Genomic DNA, 15,257 nt, shown 5'->3' on the forward strand with positions numbered 1-15,257 from the left:
CGAATTAATTACAAAATTAATTCCTCTAAAGGTCGTTAATGGTACCTAACCAAATATAAAAAATTTCAGGAATGAAATTGGGGTTTTCTTCTAATCAGGAGCTTCCAGAACTAGGCTCCTGTCTCTGAATTGAAGAAAATCATGTCTTTCATTGACTTTCATTATACTAGCTCATCAAATAGATGCAAGCAAAATTTTAAAATTAATTTCGACGATTTTTACCGCCAACAAAAACTTCTTTACTCAAAAAACGAACTCGTTCCATCAAACGCCTTGCCTTAACTTCATCAACGCTATTTCTAGTTTCGGCAAAATGTTCATTTAAACCATCCATTGTTATGTTCGAACTAAAAAATGTTGGTAAAACATTATCCATCCGCTTTTGTAAAATCACACCTAATACATCGTCTCGTGACCATTCACTTAATGTCTCTGCTCCAATATCATCAAAAATTAAAACCGGAGCTGAAGCAATGCGATCAATCTCATCGTTTAAACTATTATCTTGGAAATGGCTTCCTAAACTAGCAATAAAAGAAGGTACATGCAGAAAAACTACTCTACTGCCTTGCCTTGCTATTGCATTAGCTACACCAGCGAGAATGTAGGTTTTTCCTACACCAAAATCTCCAGTTAGATACAGTCCCTTTATATGCTTATTTTTTTTAAATTCAGCTAAAAACATTGCTACTTCATTCAAGGCATTCTCACGTTCAGGAGTTGCATCAACATTTGCTAATTCAACATGACGAAGCTTAGCAGGTAGATCAATCAGTTCAATTCTATTTTCTGCGCGCTTTTTAGCTTCTGAATTTAGTTTTGCTTCAGTAGGGACATAGGTAATATCAATTACTTTTCCATTAAGAAAAAGTTTAGGTGTATATCCCTCCATCACTGGATTGGGTGACTCAATTTGTTCAACATAGTTGAAAATTGTAGGAAGGGATGCCTGGACAATTTCTTTATTCAATCTTTCTTTATTCTGTGCGAGAAAGGCTTGAACTTTTGGATGCTTTATTGCTGTTTTAGCAATTTTTTTGCTATCTTCACCTAATTTGCGTTTCTTTATAATTCGTGTAATTACTTCAGAAATATCTTCCACCAGTACAACACTTCCTATTCATTTTTACCAAATTCTCGAAAAATTCGATTTCTTTCTTCAGCAGACATCGTTGTTTTTTTAGACTGATTTTTCTTCTCATACTTTGACCAGTCAGTTGTATTGCGGACAGTCTTCTTCTGAGTACGATAAGATAGACGTTTGCGCTTATTCTTACGTTCCTTAAGATAAGCAATTGCTTCAGTTGGCGTAGTAATTCCCTTTTGAAGCCAATCATTGGCAATTCGATCTGCTAAATTATTAGTCAAGACCGCATCATATTCAAAACAAGTATGAACTATTAGATTAATTAAAGGCGGTGTTAAACCCATCTGATCCTGCAAACGGTAAATAACTTTCTTTTCATTAGCAGTTACATAGCCGCCCTTTTTTTCTTTTAAATCATATAGGTAATCAGTGGGAGTTTTACTATCTACTGCTCGAATTAAATCTGCATCTGCTCTTGACAAGTTTCTAATTGTTTTATCGGCATCCTTAGGCTTTTGCTGCAACTGTTTTCTAACCATTTCCTTATTTCGATTAAGGCCAAAGTTTTCGTTAACAGCATTTTGAATTGCATACATGTTTAATTTATCTGTGCCTGCCGACATAGTAATTAAAGAAGTTTCCACAAATTCTTGTTCTGTTAAGTGATAAAAATCAATAATTTGCTTGATTTCTACCTGATGCTTTAAAACTTCTTCTTTATCAATATGATAACTTGCAAATAGATCGACCAAAAAGCTCCAATCAATCTTCACAGGCTCATTTCCTAGCTTTATTTTACCTTTATTATCTTTAGGAACTTCACTTGCTGCTTCTTTAACTTCGATAGGAGCGTCAATTGCACTCTCAGCACTTAGATGAAATACGTCAAAAAATCCACTAGTAACCTCTTTGGCATCCTTTAATCCAATAAAAGTACGCGGCGTGAATTTTTTGACCAAGCGATTAAAAGTTACACTTCCTACTCGTTCAAGTAACAAACTAGACAACAGAAAGGTATGAAAAAATTCACCAGCTGAGGGAACCTTTTCCACTTCAAAAATTAACGTTTCTCCTAAAACAGGATTTGATCCTATAAAAGTCTTAATCAACCCTGTTGCTTCTAAATGATGTAGGGTGGAAAACAGATCTTCTAGTTTTAGATTTGTCTGATCTTGAAGTTGATACAGAGTTTTATAATCTTTGGCAAACGGAACTTCATCAAACTCCTTAGTCAAAGTTATATACAATCCTACTCCTTGTATGCCTACAAGGGGTTCAAATAGAGTAGTTAAGACTCTTATATTTTCTTCACTAACAGCTACTTGATTAGCCACATAAAAAGGCTGTTTAGGATCAGCACTTTCAAACACCGGCTACCTACTCCTTATCATGCTTAGCCATCATATCTTCCATGGCTTCCATAAATCCTGAAACATCTTTAAATTGACGGTAAATACTTGCAAAGCGAATATAAGCAACATCATCTAAATTTGCTAGCTCTTTCATCACTAGATTACCAATATCTTTAGATGAAATTTCATTAAGACCTTGCTTACGAATTTCATTTTCTACATGGTCAACTAAAGCATCAAGTTGCTCACTTGAGATTGGTCTCTTTTGTGCGGCCATCATTACCCCATGTAAAATTTTATCGCGATTAAATGCTTCACGGGTTCCGTCATTTTTAACTACTAATAAAGGTGAACGTTCTACTCTTTCAAAAGTTGTAAAACGAAAACCACAATTTTCACATTCTCTACGTCTTCTAATTGCTCTATTTTCATCACTTGGACGAGAATCAATTACTCTTGAAGCATTTTTATGACAGTTTGGACATTCCATTTTTTTACCTGCCTATCTCTTGTAATAAATCAGATAATTTTTTCTCTAAGTCATCTATTGTACCAGTATTAGCTACTACATAGGTAGCCCTTTTTTCTTTTTCACTTAACGGCATTTGATTATTTATTCTAGCTATAGCTTCTTTTTTAGTGAAGTTATTTCGCTTCATTAAACGTTCAATCTGTAATTCTGGTGTAATAGAAATAACTAAAACGCCATTACATAAACTTTCAAAACCAGATTCAAATAGTAAAGGCACATCAATTACAACTAATTTTTCTTGATTTGCACGATATCGTGCCATTTGTTGTTTAATTTCTTGATGGACAAGTGGATGTGTTAACTCATTAAGTTTTTTCAACTTAGCTTTATCGTTAAAAACTATTCCACCTAACTTACGACGATTAATCGTTTGATCATCATTAAGAATATCAGTACCAAAATAATCTACTACTGCTTTGTAGCCATTTTGCCCAATTTCCATTATTTTATGAGCAATCAAGTCTGAATCAATAATTGGAATTTTTTTCTTTTTAAAAAATTCATCAGCTGTACTTTTACCACTAGCAATTCCACCAGTTAACCCTAAAAAATATGTCATTTGTATAGCACCTGACAATGCGGACAGAAGGTAGTTCCGCGTCCATTTACTTTAATTTTCTCTAGAATAGTGCCGCAATTATTACACTCTTCACCCGCATGACCGTAAACCTGGAGCATATTTTGGTAACCACCTATATCACCATTAGCATCCAAATAAGTATGTACCGTAGTACCACGCTCTTTAGTTGCAACAGTAATCGTATGATTTATATTGTGATATAAATCTACTATTCTATCATTAGGAATTGAATTAGCACTGCTTAAAGGATGAATTTTACTCTGCCACAGCACTTCATCAACATAAATATTTCCTAAGCCGCAAACTACGGTTTGATCTAAAAGAGTATTCTTAATATTTTTCTTCTTTCGACTTAGAGCATTAATAAAGTACTCCACACTAAACTCTTCAGTATTTGGCTCAGGGCCAAGGTGCCGAATTCCAGTTGTCTGCTTTTCTGTGCCGGTTTCTACTAGATGCATTCTTCCGAATTTACGTACATCAGCATAACGCAGAGCAGTTCCATCAGTAAAAACAAATTCCACATGCTCGTGCTTTCCTTTAGGCTGATCAGGAGTTACTAAATGATATTTTCCTTCCATTCGTAAGTGGGAAACCATAGTCAGGTCATCGTTAAATCTAAATAATAAATACTTACCATAACGATCAATTTTCAAAATTTTTTTATTCGTTAATTTTTCAACGAATTCATCGGGATCATTAACTATAATTTTTGGATACCAAATAATAATTTTAGCAATTGTTTTTCCTTTAACTAGAGGAATTAGCGTTCTTCTAACTGTCTCTACCTCTGGCATTTCTGGCATCGTCTCACCTACTTACTGTTTATTTTGCATCGTACCAATTATGTCCCCAGTTTGAATCGGCAATTAGTGGAACATCTAATTTGACAGCTGACTGCATAACTTCTGGAACAATTTTCTTAATTGTATCTAATTCATCTTTTGGCACATCAAAAATCAATTCATCGTGCACTTGTAAGACCATTTTAGTCTTTAAATGTAGTTCATCAAGTTTTTTCTGCATATTAATCATGGCAATCTTAATGATATCAGCTGCTGAGCCTTGAATTGGAGAATTAATTGCAGTTCTTTCTGCAAAACTTCTAACATTGAAATTCTTTGAATGAATATCTGGTAAATACCGTCTTCTATGCATAATTGTTTCTGCATAGCCATTCTCACGTGCTTTTTTAATTGCCTCATCCATATAATTTTTAATTTGAGGATATTGCTCAAAGTAATTTTCAATGAAAGTCTTAGCCTGCTTACGACTAATACCTAAGTTTTTAGATAAGCCATAGTCTGAAATACCGTAAACAATACCAAAGTTAACAGCTTTAGCATGTCTACGCATTAATGGTGTTACTTCATCAGGTGAGTCCAAGTGGAATATTTTCATTGCGGTGTGGGCGTGAATATCATAGCCTGACTTAAATGCTTCTTGCATATGTTCATCCCCAGAAACATGAGCTAGCACTCTTAATTCAACTTGGGAATAATCACAAGAAAAAATATAGCCATCTTTTGTCGAAGGAACAAAAGCCTTTCTAATCTGTTTACCTTCCTCAGTTTTAGTTGGAATATTTTGTAAATTAGGATCAACCGAAGAAAGACGACCTGTTGTAGTTAAAGTCTGCAAGTAGCGTGTATGAATTCTTCCATCGGGTTGAATACAGTCAAGCAAGCCCTTAACGTAAGTATTTTGAATTTTAGCAATCTGGCGATAGTCCAATATTTCTGAAACAATTGGACTTTTCATTTTTAATTGCTCTAACACTTCAACAGATGTTGAGTAACCAGTCTTTGTTTTCTTAATTGGTGGTAAACCTAACTTTTCGAATAGAATATGACCTAACTGTTTAGGTGAATTCAAGTTAAATTCTTCGCCAGCTTGTTGATAAATTTTATGCTCTAATTCTTGTAATTTAACTGCAAAGTCGTTACCTAATTGATTCAAAACAGAGGCTTCAACTTTGATTCCAGTAATTTCCATCTTTGCCAGGACAAGAGCCACTGGAATTTCAATTGTTTCATATAAATCATCTTGTTCATGATCTTTTAGTTTTTCAAGAAGTGGAGTTTTTAATTTCTCAATTACGGCAACTTTAGCTGCTAAATGTTCAAAGAATTCATTATCATCAGGTAAAGCTTGTTTTTTACCTTTTCCGTAAACTTCCAAATCAGTTTTCACAGAATAATCGTCATATAAATGGGCCACTTCTCCAAGATCATTCGAGTTGTTTTCATTATTAACTAAATATGAAGCAAGAAGCATATCATAATCTAGACCTTCTGCCTTGATATCTAGTCGATGTAAACCTACATACGTTCTTTTAATGTCAAAAACATTCTTCTTGATAGTCTTATCTTCTAGCATTTGACGAAGGGGATTTTCTTGCAACAAAACTGGATCTTTAGATACATAAATCTTATTGCCAACTTTTAAAGAAAAGCCTTCAATTGGAGCTAAATGATAATTACCACCTAACATTGCTAAATAAAAAGTTACTTCTTTTTCACTAATTTTATCTAGTTCAACGATATTTTCCTTGGTTAATTCTAGATACTCATACTTTTCCATTTCTGATGTATTACTAGTTGTACCATTAATATCTAACTCAGCTAAAAATTTCTTAAATCCTAAACGCTCATATAAATTACGTAAATCGTCAATATTTGGTTCTTGTAATTTAGTATCAGCTAGAGTTACTTCCACTGGCGAATCACGATCAATAGTAGCTAATTTTTTTGCTAAAAAGGCCTTATCTTTATCATTAATTAAGTTCTCTTTTAGCTTAGACTTTTTCATTTCGTCTACATGTTCATAAAGTTCTTCAATAGAACCATATTTTTGAATTAGACGAGAAGCAGTTTTTGGGCCGACCTTAGTTACACCAGGATAATTATCTGAACTATCCCCCATCAAAGCTTTCATGTCAATGAATTCAGTTGGGGTAACACCGTTAACCTCTTTCATATGGGCTGGAGTATAAGCTTCCGTATCGCCAACTCCGTTTTTAGTAATTAAGACTGTGGTTTTATCAGATGCAAGCTGAGTTAGATCCCTATCTCCAGTTACAATATCAACTGTATATCCAGCGTCTTCTCCCATCTTAGAAAGTGTCCCAATAATATCATCAGCTTCATAATTCTTTAGCTCATAACTCTTTATTCCAAGATCTTTAAGCATTTCACGAATTACAGGAAGTTGCTCTGACAATTCACTTGGCGTTTTTTGGCGACCACCTTTATAATCTTGATACATCTCAGTTCTAAAAGTAACTTTTCCTGCATCAAAAGCAACTAATACATTAGTTGGATTAATCTGCTTCATGATTGCATCAAGCATATTTTTAAAAGTAAAAATTGCATTTGTATGCAAACCATCTGGACTAGTAAAACGATCAAGCTGACGGTATAAAGCATAAAAGGCACGAAAGGCCACAGAGTTGCCGTCAATTAAAAGTAATTTCTTTTGTGCCATATTTTTCTCCTTAGATAAAAAAACTGTCAAATTAGTCTCTTAACTATTTTAACAGTTTTTCTTCTATGATTTAATTATCTACTTTGCTTTAGTTTGCTCTCAGATTAATTCTTTACCACTATAAAGAAAAAAGGAATCGCATCTCTGCTATAATGTGATTCCTATGATAAATGCTTAAGTAAAAAATAATTATTAGGGGAATATTTTTACTTAGATTCTACTTTTTTCGTGAAAATAGTTACTTTTTGTTGATAATCATCTATCAACAAATTTAAAAATGGCGCTAATGAAATTGACTATGTAATTAATATTACTGAATTAAAAATAAAAATTATGCTTATATTAAAGAAGAAATGAAGCAAATGGTTGATATTTGTCACAAATATCATGTGCCATGTAAAGTAATTTTTGAAAATTGTTACCTAACCAAAGAAGAAATCAAAAAATTGGCAGAAATTGCGAAAGAAATTAAACCTGCTTTTATTAAAACTTCTACAGGTTTTGGTCCATCTGGTGCAAAGGTTGAAGATGTAAAATTGATGAAGTCAATCGTTGGGGATGACGTAAAAGTTAAGGCAGCCGGTGGCATTAGTAGCAGTGACGATTTTTTAGCAATGGTAAGAGCTGGAGCAGACCGGATTGGTTGTAGTGCAGGTGTTAAAATAATTGAGGCCCTAAAACAACGCATGCAAGATGACGACGTAAGTACAATTGAGATTAATAGATAATGAGTGAAGCAAAATATAAAAAATTGAAACTATTTTAAAAGAAAGAATTATTAACCACACCTACCCACTCAATACACTATTACCTAAAGAAATTGAGCTAGCTAAAGAATTCAAAACGAGCCGCCCTACAGTAAACCATGCAATTCATAATCTCGTTCAACAAGGTTTCTTAGAGCAGCGAAAAAGATTAGGAACAATCGTAAAGAGAAATAAGATTCAACAGGAGTTTATTCAGGTAATTCAAAGTTACAATCAAGAGATGGATGCTAAGGGATTAAAAGCAAAAACTAAAGTGCTCTCTTCTAAAGAAATTGCCCTACTTTAGAAGTACAAACAGCCCTGAAGCTGTCTCCTTCAGAAACAGTCTTTAAATTAGACAGACTTAGGTATGCTGATGATACACCAGTTGTTAGATTCACAACTTATATTCCTACTCATCTTGCTCCTGATTTAATTAAAATAGATTTCAATCACGCATCCTTATATGACGAATTAAAACAGAGAAATTTGTCTGTCACTCATGTTACAAGAAGGTTGGAAGTAAAAAAGGCCTCACCATCTATTTCGCAAACCTTAAAAATTGCAGAAAATGATCCTGTTTTTTTTATTTTCATAGTTATGGATATGCAAAAAAGGGCAAAAAATAGAATACTCAATTGCCACTTACCGTGGAGATTTAAACTCGTTTATTATTGATCTTAATATTAAATAAAAAGGGTTGATTAGATCTTTTACTTTACTGCAAAAGTCTAATCAATCCTTTTATCATATTTCAAAATATTTAATTAAAGTAGCTTTTCATAAGCATCTTCATATTTAGGAATATCACCAGCACCCATAAATACTACAACTGCATTTTTATGCTTAGTTAAATCAGCAATATTGTCTAAATCAATTACTTCTGAACCAGGAATATTATTTACCAAATCTTCACTTGAAATATCTCCGTTTGCTTCACGAGCAGATGCATAGATAGGAGTAACATATGCCTTATCTACATCACGCAAAATTTCTTCAAAGTCTTTTTGATATTTCTTAGTTCTTGAGAAAGTGTGTGGTTGGAATACAACTACTAATTCTTTATCTGGGAATTTTTGACGAGCAGCTTGAATAGTTGCACGCATTTCTGTTGGGTGGTGAGCATAATCATCAATTACTGAAACATCCCCAAAATCTTTTTCGGCAAAACGTCTTTTTGCACCCTTGAAAGTAAGTAGACCTTCCTTAATATCATCCATTGGAACTTTTTCAGTATAAGCAACTGCAATTACAGCAGTAGTGTTTAAAATACTGTGATCACCAAATAAGTGAATTTCAAAACGGCCAAGGTCTTTTCCATGTGCTAAAACATTAAATTTAGAGCCAGTAGTTGTCTTTTCAATATTAACTGCTTGAAAATCATCAGTGTCCTTGAAGCCATAAGTATACTTAGGAATATCAGTCTTTAAGCTTTGCAAGCGCTTGTCATCTCCCCAGACAAAGAGAGCCTTCTTAGTTTGATCAGCAGCAGTTTGGAAAGCACTAGTGTAATCATCTTGATCCTTAAAGTAATCAGGGTGATCAAAGTCAATGTTAGTCATAATTTGGTAATCTGGATGATATGCCAAGAAGTGACGACGATATTCATCAGCCTCATAAACAAAGAAACGTGAATCTTCTACTCCTTTACCACGGCCATCACCAATTAAATAGGAAGTAGGAGCTACTTCACCTAAAACGTGAGCTAAAAGACTGGTAGTTGAGGTTTTACCGTGAGTACCGGATACACCAATTGAAGTGTGCATCTGCACAATTTCTTCAACAGTATCAGGATAGCTTTGCCATTCAACATTTTTGTCTAAACATTCTGCTACTTCCGGATTGTCTTGTTTAAAAGCATTCCCCTTAACAATTACTTGTTCTGCATTGCTCTTAATATTTGCTGGATCAAAGTTTTTCACTTTAATGCCAGCTTTTTCAAGAGGTACTTGAGTAAAAGTATATTTTTCAATATCTGAACCTGCAACATTATAACCTAGGTCATGCAAAACTAGAGCTAGGGATGCCATACCAGTTCCTTTAATACCAATGAACCAAATTTGTTTATTTTTGTCTAACATATTATTAATATCTCCATAGTTTATGCCAAAATATTCGCTTTAATTCTACCATTTTTGGCACAAAAAAAGAACATAACACAACGTTATGTTCCAATTAGAAAGTAGTTAGTTCATCCTTACTCCCTACTTTCTTTATATTTATTATTTTACAATAAATTATTTATAGGACCCTAAAATATTTAAATAGTTTTAGATCATCATCCGTGCCATCATCTGTCTTACGTAGGAAATAGGTCAAAATGATAATCATTAAAAAAACTTCTTATATCCTTTACACTTGGTTGATAAGGGAGCCTATACCCCCCCCCAGAATTTCTGGAGGATCTAATAACAGCTTGTACGTACTGCACTTCATAATTATTATTTTTTTCCATCACTTTCTATCTCACTGTATATACTAAAATAAAAAACATCATTCTTACATTTTTACTATATCACTTATCGTGATTAAACAACATAATAAAGATAGATATTATTCATAATTTTCTGTTTATAGGTTAATAGCTTCAATGTATTAACACAATAGATAATTCTTTTTCTGTTATATGGCTTATCAAAAGAAGTTTAAAATTATACCAGTTTAACTTTAACCTAATAGCTTAGTGCCATGAACCTGTTTTATTTTTATTTGTTCAACAATCTTATTTATATTTGCCTTAGTAATTCCGCCACCAGGTAAAATTTCTATCTTATTTTTTGACTGTTTGACTACTTCCTTTAAATGATCAAGCGTATGGGAGATTGGTTGATTTAACGGTCCACCATGAATAAGAATACGCTTAACTCTGTTTTGAGATAACCAATCAATGGCTCCTTTCTGTTCAGCGTTTGTTAATTCATCAAATGCCATGTGCATCACGACTTCTAAGTCTCCAATATGAGGTGTCGTTCCACCCACAGTTAAATCATTGCTTAGTTCTATTCGATCAGCACCTTGTTTAATCGTCACACCAAAGGTATATTAGTAAAATTTTCAATACATACTTCTTTAATCACAATTTATGTTTTTCTCCAATCTAAGATTGCTTTTACACTATAACTTACACTAAAACCCGAAATTCAGCTGAATTCCGGGTTTTATAATCGTTATTAATTAAGAGTATTATTTTAAAGACTAATTTGACCACTAGCTAATAATTCATCACACTTAGTTGGTTCAAATTCATCGCCAGCTTTAAAGTCGTCAGGAACAACCATAATACCACGCTTTTGAGGAGCATGTGCTAAGCCCAATTCGCGTGCTGAACAAATCATACCGTATGAATCAACACCACGAAGTTCACCTGGCCAAATTTGTTGACCATTTGGCATTAGAGTACCAGGAAGTGCCACAACTACCATTTGGCCTTGAGCAATATTTGGAGCACCACAAACAATTTGATGTTCTTCACCATTACCCACATCAACAGTAGTTACATGTAAGTGATCTGAATCTGGGTGTGCTTCACAAGTCTTAACGTAACCATAAACAAGAGTAGGCTTTCCAACTTCTAGCTTAGTATCGAAACCAGCTTCAGCAACTTTCTTGTTTAAAGCATCAACTAGTTCTGGTGTTGGTTTAACTTCACCATTTGGTAACTTATCGTAGTCTAAAAAGCTACTTACGTTAAAGAAATTAAATCCAATAACTTCTCCATCTTCATTTTCAACTCTTGTAACTTGATCTTTTTCTGTGAATTTACTACGACCCTTATCTTGGTCCAAAATCACAATTAAAGTATCAGGGTAACTTGTTTTATTGGTAGAAATAATCATTTCTAGTAAATTTCCTTTCCTAGACTATTTGAGAGAGTTAAGGAAGTTTTCTACTTCTTCTTTAGTCTTTCTGTCCTTATTTACTAGTCTACCAATTTCTTTGCCATCTTGGTAGACAACAAAGCTAGGAATTCCAAAGATATTTAATTCTTTGGCTACATCAATTGATCCGTCACGGTCAATCTTATAGAATTTTGCATCAGGATTATCTTTTTCAATTTGTGGTAAAAATGGGTCTAAGAAGCGGCAATCTGGGCACCAGGTAGCTGAAAATAGTAATACTACTTTTCCATTTTTTGTAATTTCTTTTAACTTCTCAGGGGTTAATTCTTTAATTTCTTCCATTTATCTCACCTTTTCTTACTTTTTATAAGTTATAATAATTTTACATCCTTTTATTTAAAAAATCTAGTCTCAGCTCTTTTAGCTTAGATTAAAACCGATCTACAATAAAAATATAGAAATAAGGTATTAAAATAATGGTTGATATGACCACGGAATTACTCCATCCCAGTATGGATTACACCTAGTTTTTGACGAAATAGTTCAAGATATTAGAAAAGATTCTGATAATTGGATTATTGAAAATAATATTAATCAAATTTCCTCATTAATTTCTACATATCATAAAATCGCAGCTACAATTACCACCAATACTCGAAAAAATGGGCTACCTATCCACTTAAAATCAGCTTCAGATGATACCTTAAAAGTGATGGACAGATTTAATGATGAGATTCTTACTTTTGACAATTTTGTCAATAACAGTGACCATATCAAAGCCTTTACTAAATTTTTTAGGGCAGTCAATTATACAAACGAATTACTCCTAGAATTAAAATTACAAAGTAAATAATTAGACTAAAAAAGTGCCTAGAATTAAATTTTTCTAGGCACTTTTTGTCTTTTCAAAATATTCTTATCAATTTATTTTACAAAATGTGCATGTAAGCAGTAAATTGGATTACCCTTAGCTGCAAATTTATGTTCATATTCAGTCTCAACATTTCTTTCAAAAATTTCATCATCTGCGTGATGTAAATCTAGACTTACATAATCAAATTGCATCCCATAATTGTTAAGACTTACTAAACTATATTCAAATAATCCTCGATTATCTGTCTTAAATTCTAAATGTCCCTCTGGCTTTAAAATTTGACGATACTTATCTAAAAAGCTCTTATAGGTTAATCTACGCTTTTCATGACGTGTCTTTGGCCAAGGATCAGAAAAGTTTAAATAAACAATATCTACGCTATTTTCTGGTAAATACATCGCAATATTAGCAGCATCTGCACACATCAATTGCAAGTTATCGATCTTGTCTTCAAGCTTAGTTCTTAAAATCATCCCTGCAGCTGTTGTTTGAAGTTCTACTCCAATAAAGTTCATTTCGGGATGTTCCTTAGCTAAAGTAGTAATGAATTGGCCTTTTCCTGAACCTATCTCAATTGCTAAAGGCTTAGAAAAATCATCGAATCTTTCTTCCCAGTTAATTTTCTTATCTGGATCCGGCTCGTTTAAAATTGCTTCTGGATGTTCAGCTACTAATTTTTGAGCCCAAGGTTTATTTCTTAATCTCATTTTTTCACAACCTAATATCTAACTTTTTTAAATAACTGTTCAATTTTACTTGGTAAATAAAAATATAGCAATAAAAATGTTAAGGCAAGCAAAGCAATAATTCCACCAAATGCTTCTAATTTTTGCGGAGAAAAGATTATTATTGCTAAACTAATTAATCCCCATTCAAGTAACATTCCCTTTTGTAGAACTTTTCTTAATGCCTGTCCTCTAGAAGCAAATGGAATTGGCATTACATGATACATCATATTATGCTCATATACTGTTCCTAAAGGAATCAATTGATAAAGCGTTAGGAAAATTATCAAAGCACCCGTACCAATTGCCCAACCTGCATCTTGTAAGCAAGCAATTAACAAAATCGCAAAAAGAATCATTCTAATTAATAAATTGCTATATTCTGGATCTCTCAATAATACTCTTTGGTAAATAAAAGTATTGGGCGTTTGATCAGTCGTTTTTATTAAGAAGTCTAAATATTTTCTTCTAGAAATTCGTACTTTCTTATTAGGTACATCAGTAAACATACTATAGAAATTATTGAGTAAGTCTACTCTTCTTTCTTCATAATCCAGTGCCTTGTACCAATCAAACATCTTTCCTTGAGGTAAGTAATCTACTCCAACCCACGAAGCAATTGCCACTGTAGTATAAATAATTGGATTAGGATAAGGTCCTAGAAAAGAAAGATATAAGATTAGAAAGTTAATTCCTAGATATAGCCAAGTATTGTAATAATCATATTTGTTAAAATAAAAACTTCTAACGATCAATTTAAATTGAACATTCTTACTGACAATCAAACCAATCACAATAAAAATCAGGCCACCAATTGAAAAGCCAGCTCTCATCGTTGCAAAGGGCAATAAAATTCCTGATACCAGAATAATTAAAATAACAGGCAAGAGCATATTATGTAAATAGAGTGGCTTAAAATAAGCTTTCATTTCATTATCCTGATTAAAAAGAAAATGTTCATCTGCCCGATCAAATAAAGTAGCAAAGTGACCAACTCCCAAAGTTGCAGTCCAAATTAAGGCTAGGAGTGGCTTGTAAAACCAAAGATTATTTGGCCATTTTTTAATATTTTGCGCATACCAAAACATTAAGGCTCCAAATAGAAAAATCAAAGCCAAGATAAAAAAGTCGTTAAAAACTAAAGTCAGATAATGCATCTGTTTTTTGAAGTTTTTATTGAGTCTACTTTTAATTAAATCAGTCATGCTTCTTCACCGTTTCCTGATTTAAAATTTGATATAAACGATCAAATGAATCGCTTGGCTTTAATCCATAAAATTGTCTAATCTCAGTTAAACTGCCCTCAGTTTCAATTGTGCCATTATTTAAGACAGCAAATGTCTGAACCGCTTCTTGTGCTTCAGCCAAAACATGAGTAGTCATTAAAACCATCTTTTGATTAGCAACAGCCTCTTTAACTAAATCAATAAAATTAGCTACTGCTAAGGGATCAAGACCAGTAAAGGGTTCATCGATTACTAACAAGTCCGCATTTGCTAAAAAGCTGGTTACAATCATTACCTTTTGCTTCATTCCTTTAGAAAAGTTAATTGGAAGCCAATCAAGCTTATTTTCTAAACGAAACATTTTGCATAATTCTTTTGCTCGTTTCCAAGCTTGATCATGATCTAAATCATAGGTAAGCATTACTAACTCTAAATGTTCTTTCAAAGTTAATTCTGGATATAAAATTGGGGTTTCTGGAATATAAGCAACCATCTTTTTAAATTCGGCAGGATTTTCAGTTAAGCTTACACCATTCAAAATGATCTTACCCTTTTGCATTCTTAATAATCCAAGTAAGTGCTTAATTGTTGTTGATTTACCAGCACCATTTAAACCAATTAAACCAACAGCTTGTCCGGGTTCAATTGTTAAATTTACATTTTTAATGACATTAATCCCGGAGTATCCTCCAGTTAAATTTTCAATTTTAAGTGCCATTACTTTTTCCTCTCTACTGCAATAAGATACATATTTATGATAGCATGAACATAAGCTAAACTAAATTTTCTTTTCATTAAGAAAGGGGTCTT

At 33.0% G+C, this 15,257-nt stretch carries 14 protein-coding genes and 2 pseudogenes; 3 read left to right on the forward strand and 13 right to left on the reverse strand.

What is annotated here, in order from left to right:
* Positions 1 to 202: 202 nt before the first annotated feature.
* From dnaI to polA, 6 genes are read right to left on the reverse strand one after another with little or no spacing between them, the layout of a single operon-like run.
* Positions 203 to 1,102 (reverse strand): primosomal protein DnaI, encoded by a 900-nt coding sequence (gene dnaI, locus Q9R40_RS00690; protein ID WP_069168615.1) that lies wholly within the window; start codon positions 1,100 to 1,102, stop codon positions 203 to 205.
* 14 nt (positions 1,103 to 1,116) lie between these two features.
* A complete protein-coding gene (locus Q9R40_RS00695) occupies positions 1,117 to 2,457 on the reverse strand; it encodes a DnaD domain protein (protein ID WP_304675901.1) in 1,341 nt (446 codons plus the stop codon).
* Between the two features lie 7 nt (positions 2,458 to 2,464).
* Positions 2,465 to 2,929: a transcriptional regulator NrdR gene (gene nrdR, locus Q9R40_RS00700; RefSeq protein ID WP_011162337.1), complete on the reverse strand. Its 465-nt coding sequence runs from the start codon at positions 2,927 to 2,929 to the stop codon at positions 2,465 to 2,467.
* Positions 2,930 to 2,933: 4 nt separating this feature from the next.
* A complete protein-coding gene (gene coaE / locus Q9R40_RS00705) occupies positions 2,934 to 3,530 on the reverse strand; it encodes a dephospho-CoA kinase (RefSeq protein ID WP_297939811.1) in 597 nt (198 codons plus the stop codon).
* On the reverse strand, positions 3,527 to 4,357 hold the full coding sequence (gene mutM / locus Q9R40_RS00710; protein ID WP_304675906.1) for a DNA-formamidopyrimidine glycosylase: 831 nt from the start codon (positions 4,355 to 4,357) through the stop codon (positions 3,527 to 3,529). The genes coaE and mutM overlap by 4 nt, the downstream gene beginning before the upstream one ends.
* A gap of 19 nt (positions 4,358 to 4,376) precedes the next feature.
* Positions 4,377 to 7,037 carry a DNA polymerase I gene (gene polA, locus Q9R40_RS00715; protein ID WP_304675907.1) on the reverse strand — a complete coding sequence of 887 codons (2,661 nt, stop codon included), beginning with the start codon at positions 7,035 to 7,037 and terminating at the stop codon, positions 4,377 to 4,379.
* A 273-nt stretch (positions 7,038 to 7,310) separates the two neighbouring features.
* Between polA and deoC the strand changes: the two are divergent.
* The 3 genes and pseudogenes from deoC to Q9R40_RS00730 all read left to right on the forward strand — a co-directional run.
* Positions 7,311 to 7,765 (forward strand): annotated as a pseudogene (gene deoC, locus Q9R40_RS00720) (deoxyribose-phosphate aldolase); the annotation flags it as partial.
* Positions 7,766 to 7,814: 49 nt separating this feature from the next.
* Positions 7,815 to 8,090, forward strand: a complete 276-nt coding sequence (locus Q9R40_RS00725) for a GntR family transcriptional regulator (RefSeq protein ID WP_297939833.1) — start codon at positions 7,815 to 7,817, stop codon at positions 8,088 to 8,090.
* A gap of 20 nt (positions 8,091 to 8,110) precedes the next feature.
* A complete protein-coding gene (locus tag Q9R40_RS00730) occupies positions 8,111 to 8,461 on the forward strand; it encodes a UTRA domain-containing protein (RefSeq protein ID WP_304675935.1) in 351 nt (116 codons plus the stop codon).
* Positions 8,462 to 8,550: 89 nt separating this feature from the next.
* Here the strand turns inward: Q9R40_RS00730 and murC are convergent, their stop codons facing one another.
* From murC to Q9R40_RS00765, 7 genes and pseudogenes are all read right to left on the reverse strand, one after another.
* Positions 8,551 to 9,864, reverse strand: coding sequence for a UDP-N-acetylmuramate--L-alanine ligase (murC, locus tag Q9R40_RS00735; RefSeq protein ID WP_304675909.1), 1,314 nt, complete (start codon positions 9,862 to 9,864; stop codon positions 8,551 to 8,553).
* 586 nt (positions 9,865 to 10,450) lie between these two features.
* Positions 10,451 to 10,860: pseudogene (locus tag Q9R40_RS00740) on the reverse strand (copper homeostasis protein CutC).
* A 111-nt stretch (positions 10,861 to 10,971) separates the two neighbouring features.
* Positions 10,972 to 11,619 (reverse strand): YtpR family tRNA-binding protein, encoded by a 648-nt coding sequence (ytpR, locus tag Q9R40_RS00745; RefSeq protein ID WP_304675911.1) that lies wholly within the window; start codon positions 11,617 to 11,619, stop codon positions 10,972 to 10,974.
* 24 nt (positions 11,620 to 11,643) lie between these two features.
* On the reverse strand, positions 11,644 to 11,964 hold the full coding sequence (locus Q9R40_RS00750) for a thioredoxin family protein (protein WP_011162352.1): 321 nt from the start codon (positions 11,962 to 11,964) through the stop codon (positions 11,644 to 11,646).
* A gap of 582 nt (positions 11,965 to 12,546) precedes the next feature.
* Positions 12,547 to 13,203 carry a tRNA (guanosine(46)-N7)-methyltransferase TrmB gene (gene trmB / locus Q9R40_RS00755; protein ID WP_297939820.1) on the reverse strand — a complete coding sequence of 219 codons (657 nt, stop codon included), beginning with the start codon at positions 13,201 to 13,203 and terminating at the stop codon, positions 12,547 to 12,549.
* Positions 13,204 to 13,214: 11 nt separating this feature from the next.
* Positions 13,215 to 14,426, reverse strand: a complete 1,212-nt coding sequence (locus Q9R40_RS00760; protein ID WP_304675915.1) for an ABC transporter permease — start codon at positions 14,424 to 14,426, stop codon at positions 13,215 to 13,217.
* Entirely contained in the window at positions 14,419 to 15,165 is a 747-nt protein-coding gene (locus Q9R40_RS00765; protein WP_297939824.1) for an ABC transporter ATP-binding protein, read from the reverse strand. The genes Q9R40_RS00760 and Q9R40_RS00765 overlap by 8 nt, the downstream gene beginning before the upstream one ends.
* Positions 15,166 to 15,257: the final 92 nt, after the last annotated feature.

The sequence above is a fragment of the uncultured Lactobacillus sp. genome (assembly GCF_948948975.1).
Lineage (GTDB): Bacteria > Bacillota > Bacilli > Lactobacillales > Lactobacillaceae > Lactobacillus.

Coding starts and splice junctions, on each gene's coding strand:
- nrdR (WP_011162337.1), bottom strand. CDS start 2,929: ATGGAATGTCCAAACTGTCATAAAAATGCTTCAAGAGTAATTGATTCT.
- coaE (WP_297939811.1), bottom strand. CDS start 3,530: ATGACATATTTTTTAGGGTTAACTGGTGGAATTGCTAGTGGTAAAAGT.
- mutM (WP_304675906.1), bottom strand. CDS start 4,357: ATGCCAGAAATGCCAGAGGTAGAGACAGTTAGAAGAACGCTAATTCCT.
- polA (WP_304675907.1), bottom strand. CDS start 7,037: ATGGCACAAAAGAAATTACTTTTAATTGACGGCAACTCTGTGGCCTTT.
- murC (WP_304675909.1), bottom strand. CDS start 9,864: ATGTTAGACAAAAATAAACAAATTTGGTTCATTGGTATTAAAGGAACT.
- ytpR (WP_304675911.1), bottom strand. CDS start 11,619: ATGATTATTTCTACCAATAAAACAAGTTACCCTGATACTTTAATTGTG.
- Q9R40_RS00750 (WP_011162352.1), bottom strand. CDS start 11,964: ATGGAAGAAATTAAAGAATTAACCCCTGAGAAGTTAAAAGAAATTACA.
- trmB (WP_297939820.1), bottom strand. CDS start 13,203: ATGAGATTAAGAAATAAACCTTGGGCTCAAAAATTAGTAGCTGAACAT.
- Q9R40_RS00760 (WP_304675915.1), bottom strand. CDS start 14,426: ATGACTGATTTAATTAAAAGTAGACTCAATAAAAACTTCAAAAAACAG.
- Q9R40_RS00765 (WP_297939824.1), bottom strand. CDS start 15,165: ATGGCACTTAAAATTGAAAATTTAACTGGAGGATACTCCGGGATTAAT.